This window comes from Scandinavium goeteborgense (assembly GCF_003935895.2).
Taxonomy (GTDB): Bacteria; Pseudomonadota; Gammaproteobacteria; order Enterobacterales; family Enterobacteriaceae; genus Scandinavium; species Scandinavium goeteborgense.
In genome coordinates this window covers 2,093,131-2,116,317 of sequence record NZ_CP054058.1, presented here as the reverse complement: position 1 = coordinate 2,116,317, position 23,187 = coordinate 2,093,131, and the positions used below count along the sequence as shown (strand labels likewise).

Annotated in this window: 27 protein-coding genes; 12 read left to right on the top strand and 15 right to left on the bottom strand. The window is 52.5% G+C overall.

The genetic code is table 11. The annotated features are described in order from the left end of the window. Nucleotides 1-47 precede the first annotated feature (47 nt). A complete protein-coding gene (locus A8O29_RS10915; RefSeq protein WP_125354419.1) occupies nt 48-1,175 on the bottom strand; it encodes an alpha/beta hydrolase in 1,128 nt (375 codons plus the stop codon). Nucleotides 1,176-1,345: 170 nt separating this feature from the next. Here A8O29_RS10915 and A8O29_RS10910 point away from each other — a divergent pair, with 170 nt between their 5' ends. Then, complete coding sequence (locus A8O29_RS10910; RefSeq protein ID WP_174081428.1) at nt 1,346-2,230, top strand: LysR family transcriptional regulator; 885 nt, start codon at nt 1,346-1,348, stop codon at nt 2,228-2,230. Nucleotides 2,231-2,232: 2 nt separating this feature from the next. Here the strand turns inward: A8O29_RS10910 and A8O29_RS10905 are convergent, their stop codons facing one another. After that, nucleotides 2,233-3,168: a LysR family transcriptional regulator gene (locus A8O29_RS10905; protein WP_125354418.1), complete on the bottom strand. Its 936-nt coding sequence runs from the start codon at nt 3,166-3,168 to the stop codon at nt 2,233-2,235. 97 nt (nt 3,169-3,265) lie between these two features. Between A8O29_RS10905 and A8O29_RS10900 the strand changes: the two genes are divergently transcribed. The 3 genes from A8O29_RS10900 (at nt 3,266) to A8O29_RS10890 (ending at nt 5,535) form a co-directional block, all read left to right on the top strand. After that, nucleotides 3,266-3,700 (top strand): DMT family transporter, encoded by a 435-nt coding sequence (locus A8O29_RS10900; RefSeq protein WP_125354417.1) that lies wholly within the window; start codon nt 3,266-3,268, stop codon nt 3,698-3,700. Nucleotides 3,701-3,709: 9 nt separating this feature from the next. Beyond that, a complete protein-coding gene (locus tag A8O29_RS10895; RefSeq protein ID WP_125354416.1) occupies nt 3,710-4,198 on the top strand; it encodes a DMT family transporter in 489 nt (162 codons plus the stop codon). Between the two features lie 347 nt (nt 4,199-4,545). After that, complete coding sequence (locus tag A8O29_RS10890; protein WP_125354415.1) at nt 4,546-5,535, top strand: hypothetical protein; 990 nt, start codon at nt 4,546-4,548, stop codon at nt 5,533-5,535. Between the two features lie 261 nt (nt 5,536-5,796). Here the strand turns inward: A8O29_RS10890 and A8O29_RS10885 are convergent, their stop codons facing one another. Both A8O29_RS10885 and A8O29_RS10880 read right to left on the bottom strand, forming a co-directional pair. Further along, complete coding sequence (locus tag A8O29_RS10885) at nt 5,797-6,585, bottom strand: phosphotransferase family protein (RefSeq protein ID WP_125354414.1); 789 nt, start codon at nt 6,583-6,585, stop codon at nt 5,797-5,799. A gap of 232 nt (nt 6,586-6,817) precedes the next feature. Then, entirely contained in the window at nt 6,818-7,303 is a 486-nt protein-coding gene (locus A8O29_RS10880) for a GNAT family N-acetyltransferase (RefSeq protein ID WP_168713862.1), read from the bottom strand. Nucleotides 7,304-7,582: 279 nt separating this feature from the next. Between A8O29_RS10880 and A8O29_RS10875 the strand changes: the two genes are divergently transcribed. Next, complete coding sequence (locus tag A8O29_RS10875; protein ID WP_125354412.1) at nt 7,583-8,020, top strand: GNAT family N-acetyltransferase; 438 nt, start codon at nt 7,583-7,585, stop codon at nt 8,018-8,020. A gap of 176 nt (nt 8,021-8,196) precedes the next feature. Beyond that, nucleotides 8,197-9,447: an MFS transporter gene (locus A8O29_RS10870; protein ID WP_125354411.1), complete on the top strand. Its 1,251-nt coding sequence runs from the start codon at nt 8,197-8,199 to the stop codon at nt 9,445-9,447. A 65-nt stretch (nt 9,448-9,512) separates the two neighbouring features. Here A8O29_RS10870 and A8O29_RS10865 read toward each other — a convergent pair whose 3' ends face one another. Further along, on the bottom strand, nt 9,513-10,778 hold the full coding sequence (locus tag A8O29_RS10865) for a Y-family DNA polymerase (protein WP_125354410.1): 1,266 nt from the start codon (nt 10,776-10,778) through the stop codon (nt 9,513-9,515). A gap of 1 nt (nt 10,779) precedes the next feature. Further along, nucleotides 10,780-11,199, bottom strand: coding sequence for a translesion error-prone DNA polymerase V autoproteolytic subunit (locus A8O29_RS10860; RefSeq protein ID WP_125354409.1), 420 nt, complete (start codon nt 11,197-11,199; stop codon nt 10,780-10,782). A gap of 167 nt (nt 11,200-11,366) precedes the next feature. Between A8O29_RS10860 and A8O29_RS10855 the strand changes: the two genes are divergently transcribed. Both A8O29_RS10855 and map read left to right on the top strand, forming a co-directional pair. Beyond that, nucleotides 11,367-11,585, top strand: a complete 219-nt coding sequence (locus tag A8O29_RS10855; RefSeq protein WP_110508335.1) for a ParD-like family protein — start codon at nt 11,367-11,369, stop codon at nt 11,583-11,585. After that, complete coding sequence (map, locus tag A8O29_RS10850) at nt 11,566-12,345, top strand: type I methionyl aminopeptidase (RefSeq protein WP_125354408.1); 780 nt, start codon at nt 11,566-11,568, stop codon at nt 12,343-12,345. Before A8O29_RS10855 ends, map begins: the two co-directional genes overlap by 20 nt. 84 nt (nt 12,346-12,429) lie before the next feature. Here the strand turns inward: map and pcaC are convergent, their stop codons facing one another. From pcaC to A8O29_RS10820, 6 genes are read right to left on the bottom strand one after another with little or no spacing between them, the layout of a single operon-like run. Then, nucleotides 12,430-12,810 (bottom strand): 4-carboxymuconolactone decarboxylase, encoded by a 381-nt coding sequence (gene pcaC, locus A8O29_RS10845; protein WP_110508337.1) that lies wholly within the window; start codon nt 12,808-12,810, stop codon nt 12,430-12,432. Nucleotides 12,811-12,813: 3 nt separating this feature from the next. Continuing rightward, nucleotides 12,814-13,566: a 3-oxoadipate enol-lactonase gene (pcaD, locus tag A8O29_RS10840; protein ID WP_125354407.1), complete on the bottom strand. Its 753-nt coding sequence runs from the start codon at nt 13,564-13,566 to the stop codon at nt 12,814-12,816. After that, on the bottom strand, nt 13,544-14,908 hold the full coding sequence (locus tag A8O29_RS10835) for a 3-carboxy-cis,cis-muconate cycloisomerase (protein ID WP_125354406.1): 1,365 nt from the start codon (nt 14,906-14,908) through the stop codon (nt 13,544-13,546). Before A8O29_RS10835 ends, pcaD begins: the two co-directional genes overlap by 23 nt. 9 nt (nt 14,909-14,917) lie before the next feature. After that, complete coding sequence (gene pcaF / locus A8O29_RS10830; protein WP_125354405.1) at nt 14,918-16,120, bottom strand: 3-oxoadipyl-CoA thiolase; 1,203 nt, start codon at nt 16,118-16,120, stop codon at nt 14,918-14,920. A 9-nt stretch (nt 16,121-16,129) separates the two neighbouring features. Next, entirely contained in the window at nt 16,130-16,786 is a 657-nt protein-coding gene (locus A8O29_RS10825; RefSeq protein WP_125354404.1) for a 3-oxoacid CoA-transferase subunit B, read from the bottom strand. A 10-nt stretch (nt 16,787-16,796) separates the two neighbouring features. Continuing rightward, nucleotides 16,797-17,483, bottom strand: coding sequence for a 3-oxoacid CoA-transferase subunit A (locus A8O29_RS10820; protein WP_125354403.1), 687 nt, complete (start codon nt 17,481-17,483; stop codon nt 16,797-16,799). Nucleotides 17,484-17,652: 169 nt separating this feature from the next. Here A8O29_RS10820 and A8O29_RS10815 point away from each other — a divergent pair, with 169 nt between their 5' ends. Next, a complete protein-coding gene (locus A8O29_RS10815; RefSeq protein WP_125354402.1) occupies nt 17,653-18,459 on the top strand; it encodes an IclR family transcriptional regulator domain-containing protein in 807 nt (268 codons plus the stop codon). Here A8O29_RS10815 and smrA read toward each other — a convergent pair. Continuing rightward, nucleotides 18,456-19,019, bottom strand: coding sequence for a DNA endonuclease SmrA (gene smrA / locus A8O29_RS10810; protein ID WP_125354401.1), 564 nt, complete (start codon nt 19,017-19,019; stop codon nt 18,456-18,458). The two genes, A8O29_RS10815 and smrA, sit on opposite strands and share 4 nt — an antisense overlap. A 776-nt stretch (nt 19,020-19,795) precedes the next feature. On the opposite strand from smrA, the gene ogt reads away from it, so the two are divergent. Both ogt and fnr read left to right on the top strand, forming a co-directional pair. Then, nucleotides 19,796-20,311 (top strand): methylated-DNA--[protein]-cysteine S-methyltransferase, encoded by a 516-nt coding sequence (gene ogt / locus A8O29_RS10805; protein ID WP_110508345.1) that lies wholly within the window; start codon nt 19,796-19,798, stop codon nt 20,309-20,311. A gap of 193 nt (nt 20,312-20,504) precedes the next feature. After that, nucleotides 20,505-21,257: a fumarate/nitrate reduction transcriptional regulator Fnr gene (fnr, locus tag A8O29_RS10800; protein WP_110508346.1), complete on the top strand. Its 753-nt coding sequence runs from the start codon at nt 20,505-20,507 to the stop codon at nt 21,255-21,257. 77 nt (nt 21,258-21,334) lie between these two features. Here fnr and uraH read toward each other — a convergent pair whose 3' ends face one another. Then, nucleotides 21,335-21,745, bottom strand: coding sequence for a hydroxyisourate hydrolase (uraH, locus tag A8O29_RS10795; protein ID WP_110508347.1), 411 nt, complete (start codon nt 21,743-21,745; stop codon nt 21,335-21,337). 224 nt (nt 21,746-21,969) lie between these two features. Here uraH and uspE point away from each other — a divergent pair, with 224 nt between their 5' ends. Further along, nucleotides 21,970-22,920 carry a universal stress protein UspE gene (gene uspE, locus A8O29_RS10790; protein ID WP_125354400.1) on the top strand — a complete coding sequence of 317 codons (951 nt, stop codon included), beginning with the start codon at nt 21,970-21,972 and terminating at the stop codon, nt 22,918-22,920. Nucleotides 22,921-22,986: 66 nt separating this feature from the next. Here uspE and A8O29_RS10785 read toward each other — a convergent pair whose 3' ends face one another. Further along, nucleotides 22,987-23,175 (bottom strand): YdiH family protein, encoded by a 189-nt coding sequence (locus A8O29_RS10785; protein WP_110508349.1) that lies wholly within the window; start codon nt 23,173-23,175, stop codon nt 22,987-22,989. Between the last annotated feature and the right edge of the window lie 12 nt (nt 23,176-23,187).

Sequence of the window (23,187 nt, the reverse complement as noted above, 5' to 3'; positions counted from 1 at the left end):
GATAAAAGCCACCCGCTTATAACAGGTGGCCTGGTAAACCTTTCGGATTACCTTAAGTTGGTCTTGAAGAATTGTTCAAATTTAGCAAACGGGATCTTACCCGCGACGTTGTCGTACAGGTCAACATGGTTTGCCCCCGGGACAATCACCAGCTCTTTCTCTTTGCTGCCGATCGCCTTAAAGGCATCTTCAGCAAAGTAGCGTGAATGGGCTTTTTCGCCGGTCACGATAAGCGTAGGGATAGTGACTTCATGGGCATAACTCAGCAGCGGCATATTCATAAATGACAGCGGCATGGTTGCATTCCAGGCACCGGTTGAGTTGACCGAACGCGCATGGAAACCACGCGGCATACGATAATAATCGAAGAACTCTTTCAGAACCGGATTGGGATTGGCGGGTAACGTTTCCGGCAGAATCCGCTCCGAAGCCGTAACGTTGCCGCTCTCATCCACATAAATGTCATGCCCACCAGGTGCAAAAGTCCCGTTTTCCGCATCCTTCCAGCGCTGCGCGTTCAGATATTGCAGTACGGCACGACGATCAGCGAGGGTATAACGGTCTTTACCCTCACCCACGCCATGACCCATCGCGCGGCTCATGTCATACATCACGCTGGTCGCTACCGCTTTGACGCGCGTGTCCATCGCGGCATCGTTTAAAGCCATCCCGCCCCAACCGCAGATACCCAGCAACCCGATACGCTCGCGATCGACCTCTTTTTGCAGTCCTAAGAAATCAACCGCCGCGCTGAAATCCTCGGTGTTGATATCCGGAGAGGCGGTATTACGCGGGTAACCGCCGCTTTCGCCTGTATAAGAAGGGTCGAACGCCAGGGTAACAAACCCCTGCTCTGCCAGTGTCTGCGCATACAGGCCGCTGGACTGCTCTTTCACCGCACCGAAAGGCCCGCTGACGGCAATGGCCGCCAGCTTGCGTTCAGCGCGATCTTTCGGAATGTAGAGATCCCCGACTAAGGTGATCCCGTAGCGGTTCTGAAAGGTGACTTTCCGGTGTTCCACTTTCGTACTTTCGGCAAAGGTCTTATCCCACTTTGCGATCAGCGAAACGGGTGCATTCGGATTCGTTGTATCAGCATGACTCATCGTTGTGACTCCACTTAATGATGCACATAGCAGCATGGCGGCTGTCAGTTTTTTGGTGAAAACAATCATCAAAATGCTCCTGAAATCGTGATGGAGACAGGTTTCATACAGACAACGCTGCTGTGCTTTGTTGCAATGCGCTCATTATAGTTAGCAGTAATAGTGATGATTAGAGGGAATAAATGCTAGGATTAATACCATATTGTTCTAAATAGCGATGCAATTACGGGAGCGGGATGATGGCGAAACGGGAAAACTACAACGATTTATTCCTGTTCATGCAGGTGGTGCGGGAGGGGAGTTTTACCGCAGCGGCACAACGCATTGGCCTGGCACAATCAGGAATCAGCCGTTCTGTGCGCGAACTTGAAGAACGACTGGGTGTTCAACTTCTGGTGCGCACCACGCGCAGACTTTCGCTCACCCATGCCGGGGAGCAACTCTATCGGACGCTTGAATCAGGATTCGACGCGTTAGATATGGGGCTCGCCACGCTGGCCTATTATCGCCAGTCCCCTTCAGGTACGGTACGCATCAATGCCAGTCAACACGCTATTGATAAATGGCTCCTGCCGAAGCTTGCGGTGTTTAAGCAACACTACCCCGACATCCGACTGGAGCTCATCAGCGAAAGTCGGTTTGTCGATATTATTGCGGAGAGATTCGATGCCGGTATACGTCTGGGGCCAGAAGTGGGCAGTGGCATGATTGCTGTTCGTATTTCCCCCGACATGGAGATGGCCATTGTCGGTACGCCAGATCACTTTCGTCGCTATGGCTTTCCGCAAGTTCCCGCTGATTTAGCGGTTCATCCCTGCATTGCGTATCAGTTTGGCGACGGAAGCCTGTACGCATGGGAACTTCACCAGGAGGGTAAAAAAATTACCCATCGGCCGCAGGGACAGTGGGCTTTCGCTGACAGCTATATGGAAGCCAAAGCCGCCAGGCTAGGACTGGGGCTGGCTTATGTCCCGGAAGAGTTGGTGTCCGATGATATAGAACAGGGGACGCTCATCAGAGTTTTACAACGCTACAGCCAGCGCCTGGAAGGCTCATTTCTCTATTATCCGCACCGCAATGTGTCGCCCGCTCTGCGAGCGGTTATCGATACATTGCGAATTTAAGGTTATTCAAATTGCCAGTAAAGAGGTGTCCCGAATACGTCAACAAAGTAATCAATAACGGCCCTTACGTTCAACGGAGGGTGCCGCGCATTGGGGTAGATGGCGGCGATATGCTGAGGCTCTGTGTTGATTGCGGCCTCGAAGTTCAACATGACTCTCAACAGGTCGCCTTTTTTTATGCTGTCACCAATAAGCCAGTCAGGAAATAGCACCATCCCCATACCGCCAAGGGCGCCGGTAAGCAGAGACTCTGCATTATTGGACGTCAGGAGTCCGTTAACAGGATGGTGAGTCCAGCTCCTCCCTGGCTCTCTGAATAACCAACGATTTGGACCCGATGATCCTCTGTACACCAGGCATTTATGATTATTCAAATCAACGGGAAATTCCGGCGCTCCATATTTCTCAATATAAGCAGGAGAGGCTACCAGGTGATATTGTTGGGTTCCAAAAATACGAGCATGGAAAGAGGAATCCGTAAGTGTACCAATTCTGAAAATAACGTCAGAAGCATCCCGGTGGGGATCAATATAATCATCAGTTTGCGTGAGCTCAATCTGTAACCGGGGATAGCGTACTGAAAGTTCTGTCAGCCAGGGGGCAATATGGCGCTGGCCGAAGAAGACAGGCGCATTAATCCTTATCAGCCCCGCCGGTTCAAGCGATCTGTCCAGCATCTCTATACGGGCTTCACTCAGCTGCTCTGTCATCGCGCGGGCATAATCGACAAATAACCTTCCGGCTTCTGTGGGAATAACCGCGCGAGTATTACGATAAAAAAGCTGCTGTCCAAGCGTGTCTTCGAGTTGAAGAATGACACGCGAAACCATAGAAGCAGAGACCCCTTCACGTCTCGCTACAGCCGAAAAACTCTGTGTATCAAAGACACCTATAAAAAACAAAAGAGTCCGAAAATTTATAGCACTGGGATCATACATTATCCTGATTCCTGCAAAGGTGTTTCCTGGATTATACCGTTTTTCATCATTGATGGCTGTTATAGGATCCTCTCCCTAAACCACCGGAGACTGTTTTATGCAGCTTTTATTAATATTGCTCGTCGTGGCTGGCGGGATGGGATTATCCGTTGAAGCCGGATTATTAGGACCATTGGGAAGTGAAGTCGGAGACTTATGGGCAACGTTTAGTATTTTTGGTGTCGGCGCAGCGCTGACATTCCTGTTAATGCTGTTTTTCAGCCCTCGTAACAGCCCATCTTATTTTACTCAGCCTTCCTGGACGCTGTTAGGTGGCATTCTGGGCCCGGTATACGTTGTCATTCTTACCGTTGCCGTTCCCAGTATTGGGATCGCGATGACGATGATCGGTATCCTGGCAGGGCAAGTTTCTAAAAGCCTGGTGATTGACCACTTCGGTCTCTTCGGGACTGCCCATCGTAAGATTGACAGCAAACGTATTATTGCTCTGATTTTTATTATTGCTGCCTTGTTCCTCATGACAAAAGGTTGAGATGAATTTGTGAATATTTTGATGATTATTCTGGCTGTCGTTGGCGGCGCTGTTCTGAGTATGCAGGCTGCGATTGGTGGAAAGTTAGGAAGTCACGTTGGCGTTTTCCGCAGTGCATTTCTGACTTTCTCCGTTGGTGCACTGGTGACTGCATTGCTCATTTTCTTCTTCGAATCCAAACATGCCGTAACCCTGCTTGATGTCCCTAAATGGCAGCTAATGGGTGCCCTGTGTGGAGTGCCTTACATCGTCATTATGGTCGTTGCAGTGCAGCGGATTGGGGCTGCCGTTGCGACTGTGGCGGTGATCTTTGGCCAGTTGGCAATGAGTATGCTGATTGATAATTTTGGCTGGTTAGGCAATGAAGCGATTCACTTCTCTATGACACGCCTTGGCGCTGTCATCTGCCTGGGTATCGCGCTCTTTTTCATTTACTCCAGCAGTAAAGCGAAGACCATTCCAACTGAAAAAGCGAGTCAGACATCAGCCCGCAATTGAATCCACTGGCATGACATACGGTAGTACCAGCTTCGCGTAATTCTGTTGCCATTAACTCTGATACGCCGGGTCAATCTAAGGCTCACTATAAAATCCGCTATCTTAAAGGGTAGCGGATTCTTAACGTTTAAAATCAATTTAGCGCAAAATTATCTACTATCCTTAGTTCGTGGAATAAATTTCCACTGTGATTATTTAGTTCTGGTTTTTTAGGTTTTACAGCCTTCCTTTTTATCCATGGCATTCCCCGACTCCTGAAGAGTCTTAATGTTGAAGGTGATAATTTTTCCCGTTTCTTCAATCAGTTCCTGGTTCCGAACGCAAAGATTAATTAAAGGAAAACAGCTATGACTGACATTCACGAACACGCCACTGTTAACACTACGTATCCCGATACGCGTCTGCCCCTACCCGCCGCGAGCACCAGCGCCGTATCATGGGGTGCCATCTTTGCTGGCGCGGCAGCCGCGGCATCCCTCTCTTTAATTTTGCTTATGCTGGGTGCCGGTTTAGGTCTTACGTCCGTTTCGCCATGGGAAAGTCGTGGACTTGACGCAGGTACCGTGGGTATCGCTGCCATAGCCTGGTTGACGTTCACTCAAATCGTTGCGTCGGGTATGGGAGGCTATTTATCCGGACGGCTACGCACGAAATGGGTTGATACCCACACCGATGAAGTTTACTTCCGCGATACTGCCCATGGTTTTTTGGCCTGGGCTGTGGCGGCGCTGGTATCTGCTGCGCTGTTAACGAGCACAATGGGTGCCATCGTTGGAGGCGGGGCTAAAATCGTGGGTACCGTTGCCGGTGGGGCTGCGGTGGCCACGGCGACTGGCGCAGCGAGTATGGCGAACGGGTCGTCCGCAGTATCCGGTTCGTCAATGAACTATTTCGTTAACTCGCTGTTCAGGGCGAACACGCCTGCCACACCTGCAAACGGTGCAAGCGATCCCACTTCACCCACTGCGGCTTCGGATCCTGCAGCACCCTCAGCATCTCATCAATCCGTTTCTCCTGCACAGTTAGGCGAAGTGACCGGGATATTTGCCAACAGCATTACTACCGGCGCCTTGCCCCAGGACGATCGTCAGTATATCGCCCAACTGATTGCTCAAAATACGGGTATCAGTCAGCAAGAGGCTGAACAGCGAGTACAGACCACCTATGACAAAGCGCAAGCTAAATTAAAAGAAACGAAGGAGAAAGCGCAGCAAGCTGCTGATACCGCACGTAAAACTACGAGCTATCTCATGCTCTGGACATTCATTTCTCTGCTGGCGGGGGCCTTCGTAGCCAGCCTGTGTGCAACCTTCGGTGGCCGTCAACGTGATTTATAATCTTTAATAATGCGAGAGGTTTACAATGCGCTCATTACTGCTTTTCTTTTTAGGCGTACCCATTCCAATCATTATCCTGATTGCGCTGTTTGTCCATTAATGCTTGCGTAACAACGCGGCACGTTAATCCGCCATATCCAGATAGTTGCAAGCAAAACAAAAATGCCCGAAAGGGCATTTTTGTTTATAGAATCTGGTCTTCAACTTGTCCGTCGCGGGTGATTTCCCATATCTCGGTTCTGGCAGCCCGAAAACGTATCATCAAAGCATTTTTAAAGTGTCATCTAACCAGGCGGGAAGATATTCTCTGTACCAGTTGAGATAGAATTGAAAATCACTTTTTTGGCGTTCATTAAGCAGTATGACAACCTCGGTAACTATCCATGCTTTAGCAATTGCAATTTCTTTAGCTAAATCAGTAAGATTATAATTACGCGATATACAGTTATAGCGTTCAGCAAACTCAATAAACTTTTGTTTAGAACCCATCCCCTTTATAAGTGGGGCAAGATCAATGGCTGGACTACCAGTGCTGAATCTCTCCCAGTCGAAAAGAACTAAATCACCGTGCTCCCTTTTTCCCCAATTACCCGCATTACTGTCGCCCGAAATTAAGCAATGACCACTGAAAAGAGCATCACTTGCTTGCTGAAAATAGCGCAACTGTTTTGCTGCTCTACCCGGTAATGCCAATAATATGAGAGATTTTTCGAGGGCTGCTTCTGACCAGGTGTGATTGTGATAAACCCATGAAGGCTCAGGTGGATAGCAATGTAAGCGAGACAGAATTTCCAATACGCCGTCTCGTGCAACTTCGTTCTGATCAACTTGGTGCGGTATATGCTCAAGTCTTAACTTGCGCCTAGATGGATCGGCAAACAACAGCTTTGGGGTAGAAATGTCCACTTGAGCTAGATGCCTGGCAGCATGTTGGTAAAAACTGAACTCGACATCATTGACAGGAAATTTTTCGATGACTTGATTGCCTGCGTCATCCACCAAAAGCCTCACTTTGGCAGTACCCATGCGTGATAAATTATCATCAGACATACATATTGCCTTTAACGTTGACCGATTGATTAATTCAGAGGGATTTGAGTTTAGCGCAATCTGCCAGTCACGTGTCCAGATCACCACTCTATAGTTAGCATATTGTGAAGTGTGAAAGGCCATTTCTGGCACGAAAAGGACAAGCTTGGGTGCAAGGACTTTGGCTATGAGCGAAGAACGGACCTATCATTATGGTGTGTTTATCGACAGGGAATAGCTTTGCTTGGATACTTCAGTCGGCACCACGGGCAAGCTCATCTAATGTTTGACCAAAAACCCGATGGTAATTAACGCTCTTGATAACCTGAGCACCGAGAGACTCATAAAACTTCTGTGCTAATGGATCTGCTGACACCGATAACCAATCGAGTTGAAAGCACCCCCGCTCTTGAGCATGGCTTGCGATAAAACCCATCAGCTTTCTGCCAATTCCTGCCCTTCTGAAAGGTGCAGAAACAAAAAGCTCTTTGATGAACATTTGTCCACTGAAACGTGGTGAGGGGTACATCACTGAAACACATGAAAACGCAGCTATGACACCATCACAAACCACTTTGTGAACTTCAGTACTGGAGTTGGCTGCAAAGACCTTATCCTTCAGATAAGCGGACATGTCACTCCTCAACAGGCAAAGTCTTTGGTTATAGTAGGTTTCCATTTCGATAAAAATATCAACCAACTCATCATATTCGTATGGTTTGCAGAGGGTGATGTACATGTATGCTCCTTTAAGCAAAATATAATGATTTATCATAGCCTAACGACAAGTCAAAGCGGTGGAGCTATCACCAAAGATCTCTACAGCACATCTTTTAAAACCACCTATATTGCTAATGTTTGTTATTAGCACTTAGCCGCTGGTAGCAGCTATGAGCAAGGAGCAGACATTAGCCGCTGCCAGATGACAAGCGAAGTCGTGGCGATACATTATTTAGATCTTAACAATGTTAGTGTATTGTTAATTTTAATGAATGGCTAACTGTACTGGATGTAGGAAATGCATCAGAAATACGTTTTCATTAACACTGTTCCGCCTGCAGATGATTTCTGCCGTTTACGCGTCATATCCGGTTTAACGCCTCGTCCACTGGATGCCGTGAGACGTGCACTTCCTGGAAGCTGCTACGGGGTTCATATTGAGTATGCTGGGGTAATTGTTGGGATGGGGCGCATCATCGGCGATGGTGCCCTGAACTTTGAGATTGTCGATATTGCTGTTGACCCGGATCATCAAGGAAACGGTCTTGGTCGAAAGATGATGCAGAATTTAATGTCTTGGTTTGAAAAGCATGTGTCACCAGGTGCCTATATTACGCTCGTGGCTGACGTTCCGGAGCTATATGAAAAATTCGGTTTTAAAAAGGTTCGTCCAGCAAGTGAAGGTATGGCATTGGTTTGGACCGGTAATGACCAATGTGTTGCATCCATCGGTTGAACTCACAGCACAAAGGAGATGTTTGATTGATTACTGTCCGCTATGAGCGAAGAGCTGCCTCTATGTCTGTCTATATTGAAAATCCATAATATTGTGCAATTTTCAGTTTATGCTCAAATATTGTTGAAATGCAGGTATTCTAAAAAACATCCTCTTTCCCGGAAGCCATTACCCCAATGAATTCGTGTATCACAAGAGCTAGAGCTTATCACTTCAAAGCCTTTCGTCATCTATTTGTTGCACGCCTGTTTACCGTACTGGGTAATGGTATTGCACCGATCGCACTTGCGTTCGCAGTCCTTGATATTGGCGGAGCCGTCACTGATTTAGGTATCGTCGTCGCATCACGTTCCATTTTTAACGTTGCATTCCTGTTAATTGGTGGAGTACTGGCGGACCGCTATTCACGTAGCCTCGTTTTAGTCTCTTCTTCAGTAATAGCCGCCGTTTCACAAGCTATCGTTGCATGGTCGGTGCTGGATGGTTCAGCCACTGTGATGAGCCTGGCATTACTCGGTGCGTTGAACGGAGCGGCTGCCGGTATCGCATTACCTGCGTCCTCTGCGCTGGTTCCTCAGACTGTTCCAGGACAGAATTTGCGGGAAGCCAACGCATTAATCCAGCTTGGTATTTATAGCGGTACCGTAATCGGCGCTTCGTTAGGTGGAATGTTGACTAGTACAGTCGGTCCGGGTTGGGGACTCGCAATTGATGCGCTGGGTTTCGCGGTCTCTGCACCACTTTATTTCTTCATTCGCGCTACATCAATTGAGGCATGTCCATCCCAGGATAATATCTTGCAAGATTTAAAAGAGGGGTGGAAAGAATTCGCCAGTCGAGCTTGGGTCTGGTCGATTGTTGTCCAGTTTACTATTATTAATGCTGCTTTTAGTGGTGTTGTTATGGTACTCGGGCCAGTGATTGCTGATAGCTCTTTTGGACGAACTAATTGGGGGATTATCGTTGCCGCACAAAGTGTTGGCCTGATTGTAGGTTCGTTCCTTGCCCTACGATGGCGTCCACGGCGAGATCTCTTTATAGGCGTCATATTGATATCACTTTGCGCAGTGCCGATTTTTATGCTCAGCCAGCTTGCTTCGGCATTGTGGCTTACAGCCTCTTTTTTTATTGCCGGTGTCGCTTTTGGCCTGTTCGGCGTGTCCTGGGCTCATTCGCTACAAACGCATATTCCGCAGGAGAAATTGGCTCGAGTATACGCCTATGATGCACTGGGTTCGTTTGTGGCTATTCCTTTTGGTGAGCTGGTCGCCGGACCGCTTGCAATACATTTTGGGAGCAGCAATGTGCTCTTAGTTTCAGCGATGGCGGTAGTCATCGCCACTATAGCTGCCAGTATGGTTCCTGCAATTAGGCTGCTGGATAACTCATCACAGATTAAGTCCCAAAAGGTTACCAATTCCTTATGATGTCCTCAAAAATATGCTGCGATGTTAGAACGTCCGCTCCTGGCACATTCTCGCCTCCTACACCCTCACCTCACCATAAGTAAATCCGCATAACGGGTGGTATATCGTGGCGAGAGCATATCCCGTTTCATTTGCCACTGCTGGCGGATCCCCTGCCCGGCGAAATACAGCGTGCCGCGCCCTTCTTTCATATTCAGACGATCCAGAATATCCATCAACGGCTGACTGTTGTGACGCGGTGCATTTTCGTCGAACAGATTAAGCTGCGCCACGCCCTGACTGTAAAAATCACTCAGCATCACCCCGGCTTTCTGATAGCGATGCCCTTCTCGCCAGATAGCTTCCAGACAGCGCGTCGCCGCACCGATAATATCCCGGCTGTCCTGCATCGGCGTCAGCAGTTTTACCGAGGCGCTGTTGCCGTAATACGGCTCGTTCGGCGCAAATGGCGACGTTTTAACGAAGGCGGAGATAAACCGGCAATACTGATGCTCGCCGCGTAGTTTCTCCGCGGCACGCGACGCATAGCTGCAAATCGCCTGGCGCATCTCCTCATATTCCGTGATGCGGCCCCCGAACGAACGCGAGCAGATAATCTCCTGTTTGACCGGCGCAAACTCTTCCAACCCAAGACACGGTTCGCCGCGCAGCTCGCGCACGGTTCTTTCCAGCACCACGTTGAAATGCTTCCTGATGAAGCGTATGTCGCTATCTGCCAGCTGAAGCACGGTTTTGATGCCCATCGACTCCAACTTTTTCGATATCCGCCGCCCGACGCCCCAAACTTCCTCCACCGGCAATGCCGCCATCAGTTTCCTCTGACGTTCAACGTTTGACAGATCCACCACCCCGCCCGTCTGCTGCTGCCATTTCTTTGCCGCATGGTTCGCCAGCTTAGCCAGCGTTTTAGTCTGGGCAATTCCTACCCCAACGGTCAGATGCGTGCGCTGCAAAACTGTGGCTCTGATTTCGCGGCCAAACTCGGTTAGATCGCAGCAGTTACGCACCCCGGTCAGATCGCAAAACACTTCATCGATAGAGTAAATTTCGCAGCGCGGCAGCATCTCCTCGAGGGTGCTCATCACCCGGTTGGACATGTCCGCGTAAAGCTCGTAGTTACTGCTGAAACACACTACGCCGTGGCGTCTGAAGGCGTCTTTCTGTTTGAAGTACGGCTCGCCCATTTTCACAAAGGGTTTGGCTTCGGCAGAGCGCGCAATCACGCAGCCGTCATTGTTGGATAACACGACCACCGGCTTTCCCTTCAGATCCGGACGAAATATGGTTTCACAGGAGGCATAAAATGAATTCACATCACACAGCGCAAACATGTCAGCACGCAGACTTCACGATATAGGTGACGACACCGAACACTTCCAGGCAGTCTTCGCTGCCAATCATAATCGGCCGGTAGGCGGCATTCTCCGGTTTGAGCATGACGATGGGATGCAGTTGCAGACGTTTTACCGTAAATTCACCCTCCACCGCGGCAATCACGATATCACCGTGTTCGGCCTGACGAGCGCTGTCCACCACCAGCAAATCGCCCTCACTGATCCCGGCATCTATCATTGAGTCGCCGGATGATTTCACAAAATAGGTCGCGCTTGGATGCTGAATCATCAATTCGTTGAGGTCGATGCGCTGCTCAACGTAATCCTGCGCCGGGCTGGGAAAGCCGCATGGGACGCGGTCTCCAAAGAGGGGTAATGCCACAATCTGGCGTAATTCGGAGGCTGTGAAAAACTGCATGATAATCACCATTTATAGATACTGTATATACATACAGTATTGTATATCGATGGCAGAGATCAAGCAGGATCCGCTGATAACGCAGATCGACGGACGCACCACAGGGGTGACAGCAGGCTACGATTCATATACGATTTATATATGTTTCATATATAGAGTGTCGCTTTATGGGAATCGTTAAAATCTCCGACCTGCTGCATGAAGACATCCGTGATGCCAGCAAGGCCATGTCACGTTCGGTGAATGCGCAGGCCGAATACTGGATCCGTCTCGGAATGATGAGCGAGCTGTACCCGGATCTTAACTACCAGCAAATCAAAATGATGATGCTGAAATCGGGATCCGATCGACTGCTGGAGGTGATCAATGCCATCAATTCTCATTAAAACTGCCGATGAACTCGCGCGTCAGCGCCATGCGGGCGAGCTGTTAGCCTCGGTATTTGCCATGCTGGATGACTTTATTCAGCCCGGCGTCAGCACCATGGACATCAATAATCGCGCCGAAGATTTTATCGTTAATCAGCTGCAATCTCGCCCGGCCAGCAAAGGGCAATACGATTTCCCGTACGTGCTGAATACCTCGGTAAATGAAGTGGTGTGTCATGGGATCCCGAAAGAGTCGGAACACCTGAAATCCGGGTCTATCGTGAACGTCGATATCACGCTGGAAAAAGACGGCATGATCGCGGATTCCAGCAAAATGTACCTGATTGGCGACGTTTCGCCGCTGGCCCGTCGACTGGTGAGCAAAACCTACGAAGCGATGTGGAAAGGCATCAAAGCTGTGAAGCCCGGCGCGACGCTGGGTGATATCGGGCACGCCATTCAGACCTATGCGGAAAGCAACGGTTATAGCGTGGTGCGGGAATATTGTGGGCACGGCATTGGCAAAGAGATGCACGAAGAGCCGCAAGTGCTGCACTACGGCAAGCCCGGCACTGGCGAAGTGCTGCGCGAGGGCATGGTGTTTACCATCGAACCGATGATTAACCAGGGCGACAGCAAAATCAAAACCAAAAAGGACGGCTGGACAGTGATCACCCGCGACAAAAAATTGTCGGCGCAGTGGGAACACACCATCGCCGTGACCGCAGACGGTTACGAAGTGTTGACCCTGCGCAAAGACGAAACCCTACCGTCGTAGTGAAGTTTGCCCGATGGCGCTACGCTTATCGGGCCTACCAGGCCCGTGTGTAGGCCCGCGCAAGCGCAGCGCCGCCGGGCAATTTTATGCGTCCAACTCGTCAAATACCTGCTGCGCCAGATGCAACGTGGCGTTGGCCGCCGGAAGGCCGCAATACAGCGCCGAATGCATGATCAACTCTTTGAGTTCATCACGCGTGACGCCGTTATTGAACGCCGCACGCAGGTGCATTTTCAGCTCGGCCTCGCGGTTGAGTGCAATCAACATCGCGATGGTGATCATGCTGCGGGTATGGTGGCTGAGGCCGGGACGGGTCCAGGTTTCGCCCCACGCGTAGCGGGTAATAAAATTCTGAAACTCTTCGTTCAGCGGCGACAGGTTATCCAGCGTGCGGTCTACGTGCGCGTCGCCAAGCACTTTGCGGCGCACATCCATACCCTGCTGATAGCGTGCTTCATCGTCCATGCATTACCCCCGGAAATAGCGCAACACCACAGAGGCAAACTCATCTGCGGCTTCAACGTTAGAAAGATGCGATGCGGGCAGCGTGACGCACTGGCTACCGGCAATATTTTTATGCAGGAAATCGGCATCCACCAGCGTGGTCACCGGATCGTATTCCCCGGCGATGATCAGCACCGGCGCGGTGATGGCGCTCACTTCAGCACGTAAATCTGCTGCCGCCAGCGCCTCACAGCCTTCGGCGTATCCTTCCGGATCCATGTGCGTCAGCTCGTGAATCAGTTGCTCCACCACTTCCGGAGAATGCTGGCGAAACGTCGGGGTGAACCAGCGATCCGCCGTGCCTGCCGCCACAACGTCCATGCCTTCCTGACGCACGGCGCGCGCCCGCGAAAGCCAGCTGGCCTGGTCGCCGATTTTTGCCGCGGTGTTAGCCACGGCAAAGCCGTAAAAACGTTCCGGTGCAAAACGCGCCAGCCACAGCCCGGTCAACCCGCCGACAGAAATCCCGCAGAAGCAGGCCTTGTCGATATTCAGGTGATCGAGCAGCGCAATCACGTCCTCGCCCAGTTGCGCCAGCGTCACTTTGCCGCGCTTGGTAGTTTGCCCGTGGCCATGCGTGTCGTAGCGCAGCACGCGAAAATAGGTGGTCAGCGCCTGAATCTGCGGCTGCCACAGCGACAGCGACGTGCCCATCGAGTTCGAGAGCACCAGTACCGGCGCGTTTTCCGGGCCATCAATCTGATAATGAAGCGTCATGGCGTTGCTCCTGATATCGCGTCAGAACCTGACGCACAAAATGATCGGCGCTGCCGGTGGCCCGCGACGGGTCCAGCAGCGTATGTAATTCAGTCGAGGTGAACCAGGCGGTGATGCGCGAATCGGCTTCCAGCAGCGGCAACAGCGGGCGTTTTTGGTCCAGCGCCGTGTGGCACAGCGTCTCCACAAGGTGATGCGCGTCCTGCTTGCCCAGATGTTTCGCCAGCGCCAGCGTGACCGATTCAGCCATAATCAGCCCGTGTGTGATATCCAGGTCAGCACGCATTTTGGCGGCGTCCACTTGCATCCCGCGCACCAGCTGTTCGCTCTGAACGATAGCCGCGCCGGTCAGCATCAGCAGTTCGGGCAACACTTCCCATTCCGCCTGCCAGCCGCCGAGCGCCCTTTCATGCTGCTGAATCTGACTGGCGTACAGCGTCGCCATCAGGCCCGGCGTGCGCTGGGCGGCAGTGAGAATAGCCGCGCAGCCAATCGGATTACGCTTATGCGGCATGGTCGACGATCCGCCGCGCCCTGGGGCCGTCGGCTCGCAGACTTCCGCGACTTCGGTCTGCATCAGCAGTGAAAAATCGTTGGCGAATTTACCGAGCGTGCCGCACACGCCCGCGTAACCGTGACCGACCTCAAGGAACCGATCGCGCTGGCTGTGCCACGGGGTGTCCGGCTGGGTGAGATGTAATTCCTGCGCCAGCGCCTTTGCCACCGCCGGGCCTTGCTCGTTGAGCGAGGCCAGGGTGCCTGCCGCACCGCCAAACTGGAGGGTCAACACGCGAGACTGCATTTCACGCAGGCGTCGCTGCCAGCGCAGCAGCGCATCCAGCGTTCCGGCGAGCTTGAGGCCAAACGTTATCGGCAACGCGTGCTGCATCCAGGTGCGGCCCGGCATCACCGTCTGGCGATGGGTTTCGGTTTGTTCGGCCAGCGTCGACAACAGCCGCGTCAGCATGGCGTCCGTTTCGCGTAACGCATTGCGCAATTGCAGCACAAACCCGGTGTCGATGGCATCCTGACTGGTTGCGCCCCAGTGCACGTAGCGGGCCGCATTTTCATCGCGCATTTTCACCTGCGCAGTGAGCTGTTTGACCAGCGGAATCGCCAGATTACCCGCGCTGGCAGCCGCATCAGCCAGGGCCAACAGGTCGATATTCTGTACCTGACAGGCATCTTCAATGGCCGCCACCGCCTCCTGCGGGATCACGCCGCAGCGCGCCTCAGCCCGCGCCAGTGCGGCTTCAAAATCGAGCATCCCCTGCACGGTATTCGCATCGCTAAACATGGCCGTCAGCGCACTGCCGCGCAACAACGGGGTCAACACATCCATTCCGGCTCCTTAAACCCGTTCAATAATCAGCGCAATCCCCTGCCCAACGCCGATACACATGGTGCAAAGCGCATAGCGCCCGCCGGTGCGTTTCAGCTGGTACGCGGCGGTCATCGCCAGTCGCCCGCCGGACGCGCCTAACGGATGTCCCAGCGCGATCGCCCCGCCGTTCGGATTAACGTGGGCCGCGTCGTCCGCCAGCCCCAGCGAACGCGTCACCGCCAGCGCCTGGGCGGCAAAGGCTTCATTCAGTTCTATCACATCCATCTGGTCGAGCGACAGTCCAGTCTGCGCCAGCACTTTGCGTACCGCCGGAGACGGGCCATAACCCATGATTCGCGGTGCCACGCCCGCCGTCGCCACGCCAACCACCCGTGCCAGCGGCTGTAAATCGTGGGCAATTAACGCCTGTTCGCTTGCCAGCAGTAGCGCACACGCGCCGTCGTTTACGCCGGATGCATTCCCCGCCGTGATGCTGCCGTCGGCCCGCACCACCCCTTTCAGTTTAGCCAGTGATTCCAGCGAGGTGCTACGCGGGTGCTCGTCACGCGCAAAATTCAGCGCATCGCCTTTACGCTGCGGCACCGATACGGCGATTAGTTCATCGTCAAACAGGCCTTTTTCCTGCGCCAGAGCGGTTCGCTGCTGGCTGCGGAGCGCAAACGCATCCTGATCAGCGCGTGAAATACCGAACTCGTCCGCTACGTTTTCCGCCGTTTCCGGCATCGAATCCACGCCATACAGCGCTTTCATCAGCGGGTTGATAAAACGCCAGCCAATGGTGGTGTCTTCCATTTTCATGCTGCGGCTAAACGCGCTTTCGGCCTTGCCCATCACAAACGGCGCACGGGACATACTTTCCACGCCACCGGCGACCATCAGCTGCGTTTCCCCGCTTTTGATCGCCCGCGCCGCAATGCCTATCGCATCGAGGCTCGAACCGCAAAGACGGTTCACGGTGCTGCCCGGTACACTTTCCGGCAGCCCAGCCAGCAGCAGCGCCATGCGCGCCACGTTGCGGTTATCTTCCCCGGCCTGATTGGCACAACCGTAAATGACATCGTCGATACGCGCCGGGTCCAGCCCCGGATGACGTTCCAGCAGTGCCTTCAGCGGCAGTGCGGCTAAATCGTCAGCCCGCAGCGTCGAAAGCGTACCACCAAAGCGGCCAAACGGGGTGCGCACTGCGTCGCAGATAAATGCCTGATTCATCGTCATTCCTTACGCGCTTTGCGCCAGTTGGCTGAAGGTCAGTGTCACAGGAGTTATCCGTTGCAATTCCTCAAACGAGAGACCGTTGAAAATTTCACGCACCACCGGGCCGTCAGGCGTGATATCAATCACCGCCAGGTCAGTATAAATGCGGCTGACGCAGCCAATACCGGTCAGCGGATAACTGCACTGTTGCACCAGTTTGCACTCGCCGTCGCGGGTCAGGTGATCCATCATCACGAACACCTGGCGTGCGCCAATGGCCAGATCCATCGCCCCGCCGACCGCCGGGATCGCATCCGGGGCGCCAGTGCTCCAGTTGGCGAGGTCGCCGCTGGCAGAAACCTGATACGCACCCAGCACGCAGATATCGAGGTGGCCACCGCGCATCATCGCGAATGAGTCACCGTGATGGAAATAGCAGCCGCCGGGCAGCAGCGTGACGTACTCTTTCCCGGCGTTAATCAGCTCGGGATCTTCTTCACCTTCCTGCGGCTTTGGCCCCATGCCCAGCAGTCCATTTTCACTGTGCAAGAAGATTTCTTTATCCGCCGGAAGGTAGTTGGCGATACGGGTCGGCAGGCCGATCCCCAAATTCACATACGCGCCTTCAGGAATATCCTGGGCCACGCGTTTCGCCATGTCGTCACGGGTCAGTTTTTGCATCAGGTTCTCCTCAGGCGCTTTTGGCCGCGGTCAGGTTAGCCAGCGAGAACACGCGCTGAACAAAGATCCCCGGCGTTACCACGTTTTCCGGGTCGAGCTCACCGAGCGGCACAATGTCCGACACTTCCGCCACGGTGATTTTTGCCGCCGTCGCCATGATCGGCCCAAAGTTGCGCGCCGCTTTGCGATAAATCAAATTGCCCCAGCGATCCGCCTGATGGGCTTTAATCAACGCGAAGTCCGCGTGGATCGGATATTCGAGCACATAATGACGACCGTCGATTTCACGTGTCTCTTTGCCTTCCGCCAGCGGCGTGCCGTAGCCGGTTGGCGTAAACACCGCGCCAAGCCCTGCCCCCGCAGCCTGAATGCGCGCCGCCAGATTGCCCTGCGGTACCAGTTCCAGCGCCACTTTTCCACGGCGATACAGGTCATCAAAAATCTGCGAATCCACCTGACGCGGGAAGGAGCAGATCATTTTGCGCACTCGCCCGGCTTTCAGTAGCGCCGCCAGGCCAACTTCGCCGTTTCCGGCGTTGTTATTAATGATGGTGAGGTCGCGCGCGCCCTGTTCTATCAGGGCATCAATCAGAAAGGTAGGCTGTCCGGCGGGGCCAAAACCGCCAATCATGATGGTGGCACCATCGGGGATCCCGGCGATGGCCTGTTCCGGCGTCGGGACGCTTTTGTCGATCATCAGGTCGCTCCTTGTTGTGCGGTTATCGCACTTTTATGCGTTTTTCGCACAAAATGTGACCCGCTTAACGATGTCGGTCAAGGGCGATAATCGAAATATGGTGCGATTATCGAACATCCTGTATGTTTGTTTTCAGAATGTGATCGGTGGCAAACCCGGAGACAAAAATATGACCAGACATCCTGACGACGTGCTGAGCGGTGAGAGCGATCCGTTCAAGGGCGACCCGAATTATATGGCCTCGCTGGCGCGTGGGCTGGAGGTCATTCAGGCCTTTACCCCGCAGCGCCCGGTGCTGTCGATTTCGCAAATCAGCCAGAAAACCGGGATTCCGCGGGCGGCGGTGCGGCGCTGTCTGTACACCCTCGGCAAGCTGGGGTTTGTGTACGCCGAGGACGGCAAAAACTTTCAGCTGCGTCCGCGCATTCTGTCGCTCGGCCACGCCTGGCTGGCCTCGACGCCGCTGGCCCGCTCAGCGCAGCCGGTGCTGAAACACCTGAGCGAAATGCTGAACGAGTCCTGCTCTATCGCCACGCTCGACGGCGACGATATTCTGTACATTGCGCGGGCATCGAGTTCTCGAATCATGACTATCGATTTAGATATCGGCAGCCGCCTGCCCGCCTGGGCGACGTCTATGGGGCGCGTGCTGTTGAGCCACCAGCCGGAAGAGAAGCTCAACGATATGCTGGCGCGGGTAACGATGATCCGTTACACGCCGCAGACGGTGGATTCGGTGAGCAAACTGCGTGCAGAGTTGAAGCGCGTATGCCAGCAGGGCTACGCGCTGAACGATCAGGAGCTGGAAATGGGGTTACGATCGCTGGCGGTGCCACTGTTTAACCCGCAGGGTCACTGCGTTGCGGCACTGAACGTCGGCGTTCACGCAGGCCAGGTTTCCGCCAACGAAATGGTTGATCGTGTGTTACCTGAACTGCAAAAAGCGGCGAAGGAATTAACGCTGCTGCTGCGTTAGCGGCTGCGTTTGGCGTGGCGCTCCCAGTTTTCCTGCTTCGCCTGTTCCGATTTTTTCAACGCCACGTAACACGCCCCGCTGCCGCCGTGATGCGGCAGGGCGCTGCAAAACGCCTGCACGTCGTCAAATTCCGTCAACCAGCGCGCCAGATAGCTCCGAATGACGTTGGCATGAGAGTTATCGGCTTTACCTTTACCGTGCACGATCAGCACGTTTCTCAGACCGTCTTTATGCGCCTGGCGGATAAACGCAAACAGCTGCTGTCGGCACTGCTCGACCGGCTGACGTAACAGCGTCAGGCTCGCCTGTTGGCTGTATTTTCCTAAGCGTAGTTTGTCCAGCACGCCGGTTTGTAGCCCGTCGCGCTTGAATTCCAGCGGCGTACCGAGCGGCACGAGATCAAGGAAACCCGTGGTCAGGAAGTTATCGAGCTGGAGCGTATCGATGTGCTGCGGCGTGCGGGTGTTGCGGCTGGGCTGCCAGTGCACGTCATTATTGTGCTTCAGCGGCTGGACGTCTTCCATGGCGTCAAGAAACAGAAATTTGTCGTCAGGGTTCATCTTCACTTCCTCCCAGTGCTGCGACGGCTGAAAAGCAACTATAGCCGCGCCCTGCCTCGCGCTCAACGCGTTTTAGTTTTCTGGAAACTGATAGCTGAAAGAATATATTCTGAGGCGAAAATTAACCGAATGGGGAATAGAGATACTTAACCCCTGCTTAAATAGAATTAATGTGCGATAACATGAAACGATAATGTTAATAAACCGTGAAATCCATCACCTAAAAGTACTGGTAATTTAATTTAAATTCGCTATAACTATAACACCTGCATAGGGGATCTAATTGCAGGAACACGTTATGGAAATATTGCTGTGTATACTGCGGGATCTGGCGGATGTCGGCAGATCCTGTTTTTTTACTGCAGCCATAATAGTCACCAGTGAAATAGTTGTCGGTGCAGTAACGCAATAAATTCATTTACTTACCCAGAATTAATCGCTTCGTTTTCTTTTTTTTGAAACGATGCGCAAATAAGAAACATTGTCCCTGAAAATAATAATTCAACACCGTTATCATTTATATAATATATTTTGATAGCGCTCTGGTGAATTTCTCTCACTCGCTCAAATCACCCCTCCGATAATTAATCACAACCTTTTCCCATTCTTTTTATGCGTAAAAATCAGCGGCAGCTTAGCGGTTTCAATAGCCCCCTTTCTTTCATATATAAGAACGCATCCCTTTTTGGGTATGGTTGCTCAGACGGCGGGCATGATATCGTGTCGTCATCCCCATTGGGCCGTGGATTTCCCCGCGGCTGAACTAAGGAAACATGATGCTGAGATTGCTGGAAGATAAGATTACAACGCCGCTCGGGGCACTATGGGTCATGTGTGATGAACAGTTCAACCTGCGTGCTGTGGAATGGGAAGAACATACCCCTCGCATGGAGCAACTGCTGGAACTGCATTATCGCGTCGAAGGCTATGAGCGGGTAGCGTCCAGTAATCCCAACGGATTAAGTAAAATAATGCAGACTTACTTCGAGGGCGATCTCAGCGTGATTGATGACCTGCCGAGTGCCACGGCGGGCACGCCGTTCCAGCGCGAAGTCTGGCAGGCGTTACGCAGCATTCCCTGCGGCCAGGTCATGCACTACGGTGAGCTGGCCGAACAGCTTGGTCGACCCGGTGCGGCACGCGCGGTGGGCGCGGCGAATGGCTCAAATCCAGTCAGTATTGTGGTGCCCTGCCACCGCGTGATTGGTCGTAACGGGACCCTGACGGGCTATGCCGGGGGGGTTCAGCGTAAAGAGTGGTTGCTGCGCCATGAAGGCTATCTGCTGCTTTGATTTTTAGTGCCTTTCTGGAGTGATTGCGCAATTTATTATTAAATTCTTCCAGTTTAAATTCATAGATTTCAAGGAGATATAATCTTCGGACTATTTCCCTTGCTTATATTACGTGAATCGGGTTTTCGAGGCTTACCTGCTCAACAAAAAGATGTTAAAATTGACTAAAATCAATTAAAGCCTGAGCAAATCTATGATCCCGGAAAAGCGAATTATTCGACGCATCCAATCTGGCGGTTGTGCTATCCACTGCCAGGATTGCAGCATCAGCCAGCTCTGTATTCCGTTCACTCTTAATGAACATGAGCTCGATCAGCTTGATAATATTATCGAGCGCAAGAAGCCCATCCAGAAGGGGCAAACCCTGTTCAAAGCGGGCGATGAGCTGAAATCTCTGTATGCCATCCGCTCCGGGACCATCAAAAGCTACACCATCACCGAACAAGGTGATGAGCAAATCACCGGCTTCCATCTGGCGGGCGATTTAGTAGGTTTTGACGCCATTGGTACCGGCCATCACCCGAGCTTTGCTCAGGCGCTGGAAACCTCTATGGTTTGCGAAATCCCCTTTGAAACGTTGGATGACCTCTCCGGCAAGATGCCAAATCTGCGTCAGCAGATGATGCGTCTGATGAGCGGCGAAATCAAAGGCGACCAGGACATGATCCTGCTGCTGTCTAAGAAAAACGCGGAAGAGCGCCTGGCAGCGTTTATCTATAACCTGTCGCGTCGTTTCGCGGAACGGGGTTTCTCACCGCGTGAATTCCGTCTGACCATGACCCGTGGCGACATCGGTAACTATCTCGGCCTGACGGTAGAAACCATCAGCCGTCTGCTGGGTCGTTTCCAGAAAAGCGGCATGCTGGCCGTTAAAGGGAAGTACATCACTATCGAAAATAGCGATGCGCTGGCAGTCCTCGCGGGTCACGCCCGCAACGTCGCCTGATAACGCCCTTTTCTTTCGCCAGATCGTCAATACGCGATCTGGCGAAGGTTCTTCCCTGCCTGACCTGACTGCGTGAATCAACTGCCCTTATACGTCGAGTATCCGTACTGACTCAGTAACAGAGGGATATGCAGTTTTTCGTTGGTTTTGGTCACGGTAAACAGCACCGGGACTTCCGGGAAAAACGACGATAAGTTCTCGCGCTTAAAATAATCCCCCGTTTTGAACGTCACCCGATAAACCCCGGGCTGCATGTCCTGGTCCTGAGGATAAAGGGACTTTATACGCCCATCATTATCCGTTTTCCCCTGAGCAAGTTTGTCCCAACCTGTTGGCTGCTGCTTTTCCAGAGTAACATCCACATCCTTCGACGGAATCCCCGTTTGCTGATTCAGGATGTGGACACTGAGCGTGCCCATCGGCGCACTATACGCGACAGGTGCGAGAAGCGAGGTGGATAACAGAGCCAGCCCAAAGAGTTTGTTCATTATTTTCTTCCTGTGGTTGAAATTGCTGATAAAGCTAATCCATCCAGACAGGGAAAAAAATTCAACTTTTCGTTATCAAATGAGCAACAAGTAGACATGCCCTAATACCCATCGATGAATTTTCCTGATTTATTGATCTGGCGAAGGTTATCCCCTGTTTCAATCACGCCGGATGAGTTATCTTTTAGTTACAGACTGTGGTGACAGTTGTAAGGAGACCCTATATGGCAAAGTATCAAAATATGCTGGTAGCCATCGATCCTAACCAGGACGATCAACCCGCATTACGGCGCGCTGTTTACCTTCATCAACGGATTGGTGGATCGATTAAAGCCTTTTTGCCGATCTATGATTTTTCCTACGAGATGACCACCCTTCTGTCGCCTGACGAGCGCACCGCTATGCGTCAGGGCGTCATCAGCCAGCGGACCGCGTGGATCCGCGAGCAGGCAAAATTTTACCTGGATGCCGGCGTACCGATTGAAATTAAGGTCGTCTGGCATAACCGTCCTTTTGAAGCCATCATTCAGGAAATCATGAGCAACGGGCACGATTTGTTGCTTAAAATGGCGCATCAGCACGACAAACTGGAAGCGGTGATTTTCACCCCAACCGACTGGCATCTGCTGAGAAAATGTCCATGTCCGGTTTGGATGGTGAAAGATCAGCCGTGGCCGGAAGGCGGCAAGGCGATTGTGGCGGTCAATCTCGCCAGCGAAGAGGAATATCATAACGCCCTCAACGATAAGCTGGTGCGTGAAACCCTCCAGCTCGCCGAACAGATTAACCACACCGAAGTGCATCTGGTGGGCGCGTATCCGGTTACCCCGATCAACATTGCCATCGAACTGCCTGATTTTGACCCGAGCGTGTATAACGACGCGATTCGTGGCCAACATCTGTTGGCAATGAAGTCGTTACGTCAGAGATACAGTATTTCGGAAGAGATGACCCACGTCGAAAAAGGCCTGCCGGAAGAAGTTATCCCCGATTTGGCGGAGCATTTACAGGCGGGAATTGTGGTGCTCGGCACCGTAGGTCGCACTGGGCTGTCTGCGGCATTCCTCGGCAATACAGCGGAACAGGTGATTGACCATCTGCGCTGTGATTTGCTGGCGCTGAAACCGGATCAGTATCAGACCCCGGTCGAACTGGACGATGAAGACGACGATTAAGCGTTAGCCGCTAATAAAAAACCCGATGAGGAAACTCACCGGGTTTTTTTATGGCTGACGTCAGGATCAATGGATACCCATGCGCCAGGCGTAGTCGATCTCTTCTTTCAGTTCGAGGGAGGAAAGCGCCATCAGGTCGGCAAACTCCAGCTCCAGCTGTTTAACGCGTTTCAGATATTGCGCAGGGGTTAACGGGCTTGTATCGCGACGCAGAAATTCGACGGCCAGCTGCTTAGGGTTTAATTCGATATCCATGACATCCTCTTT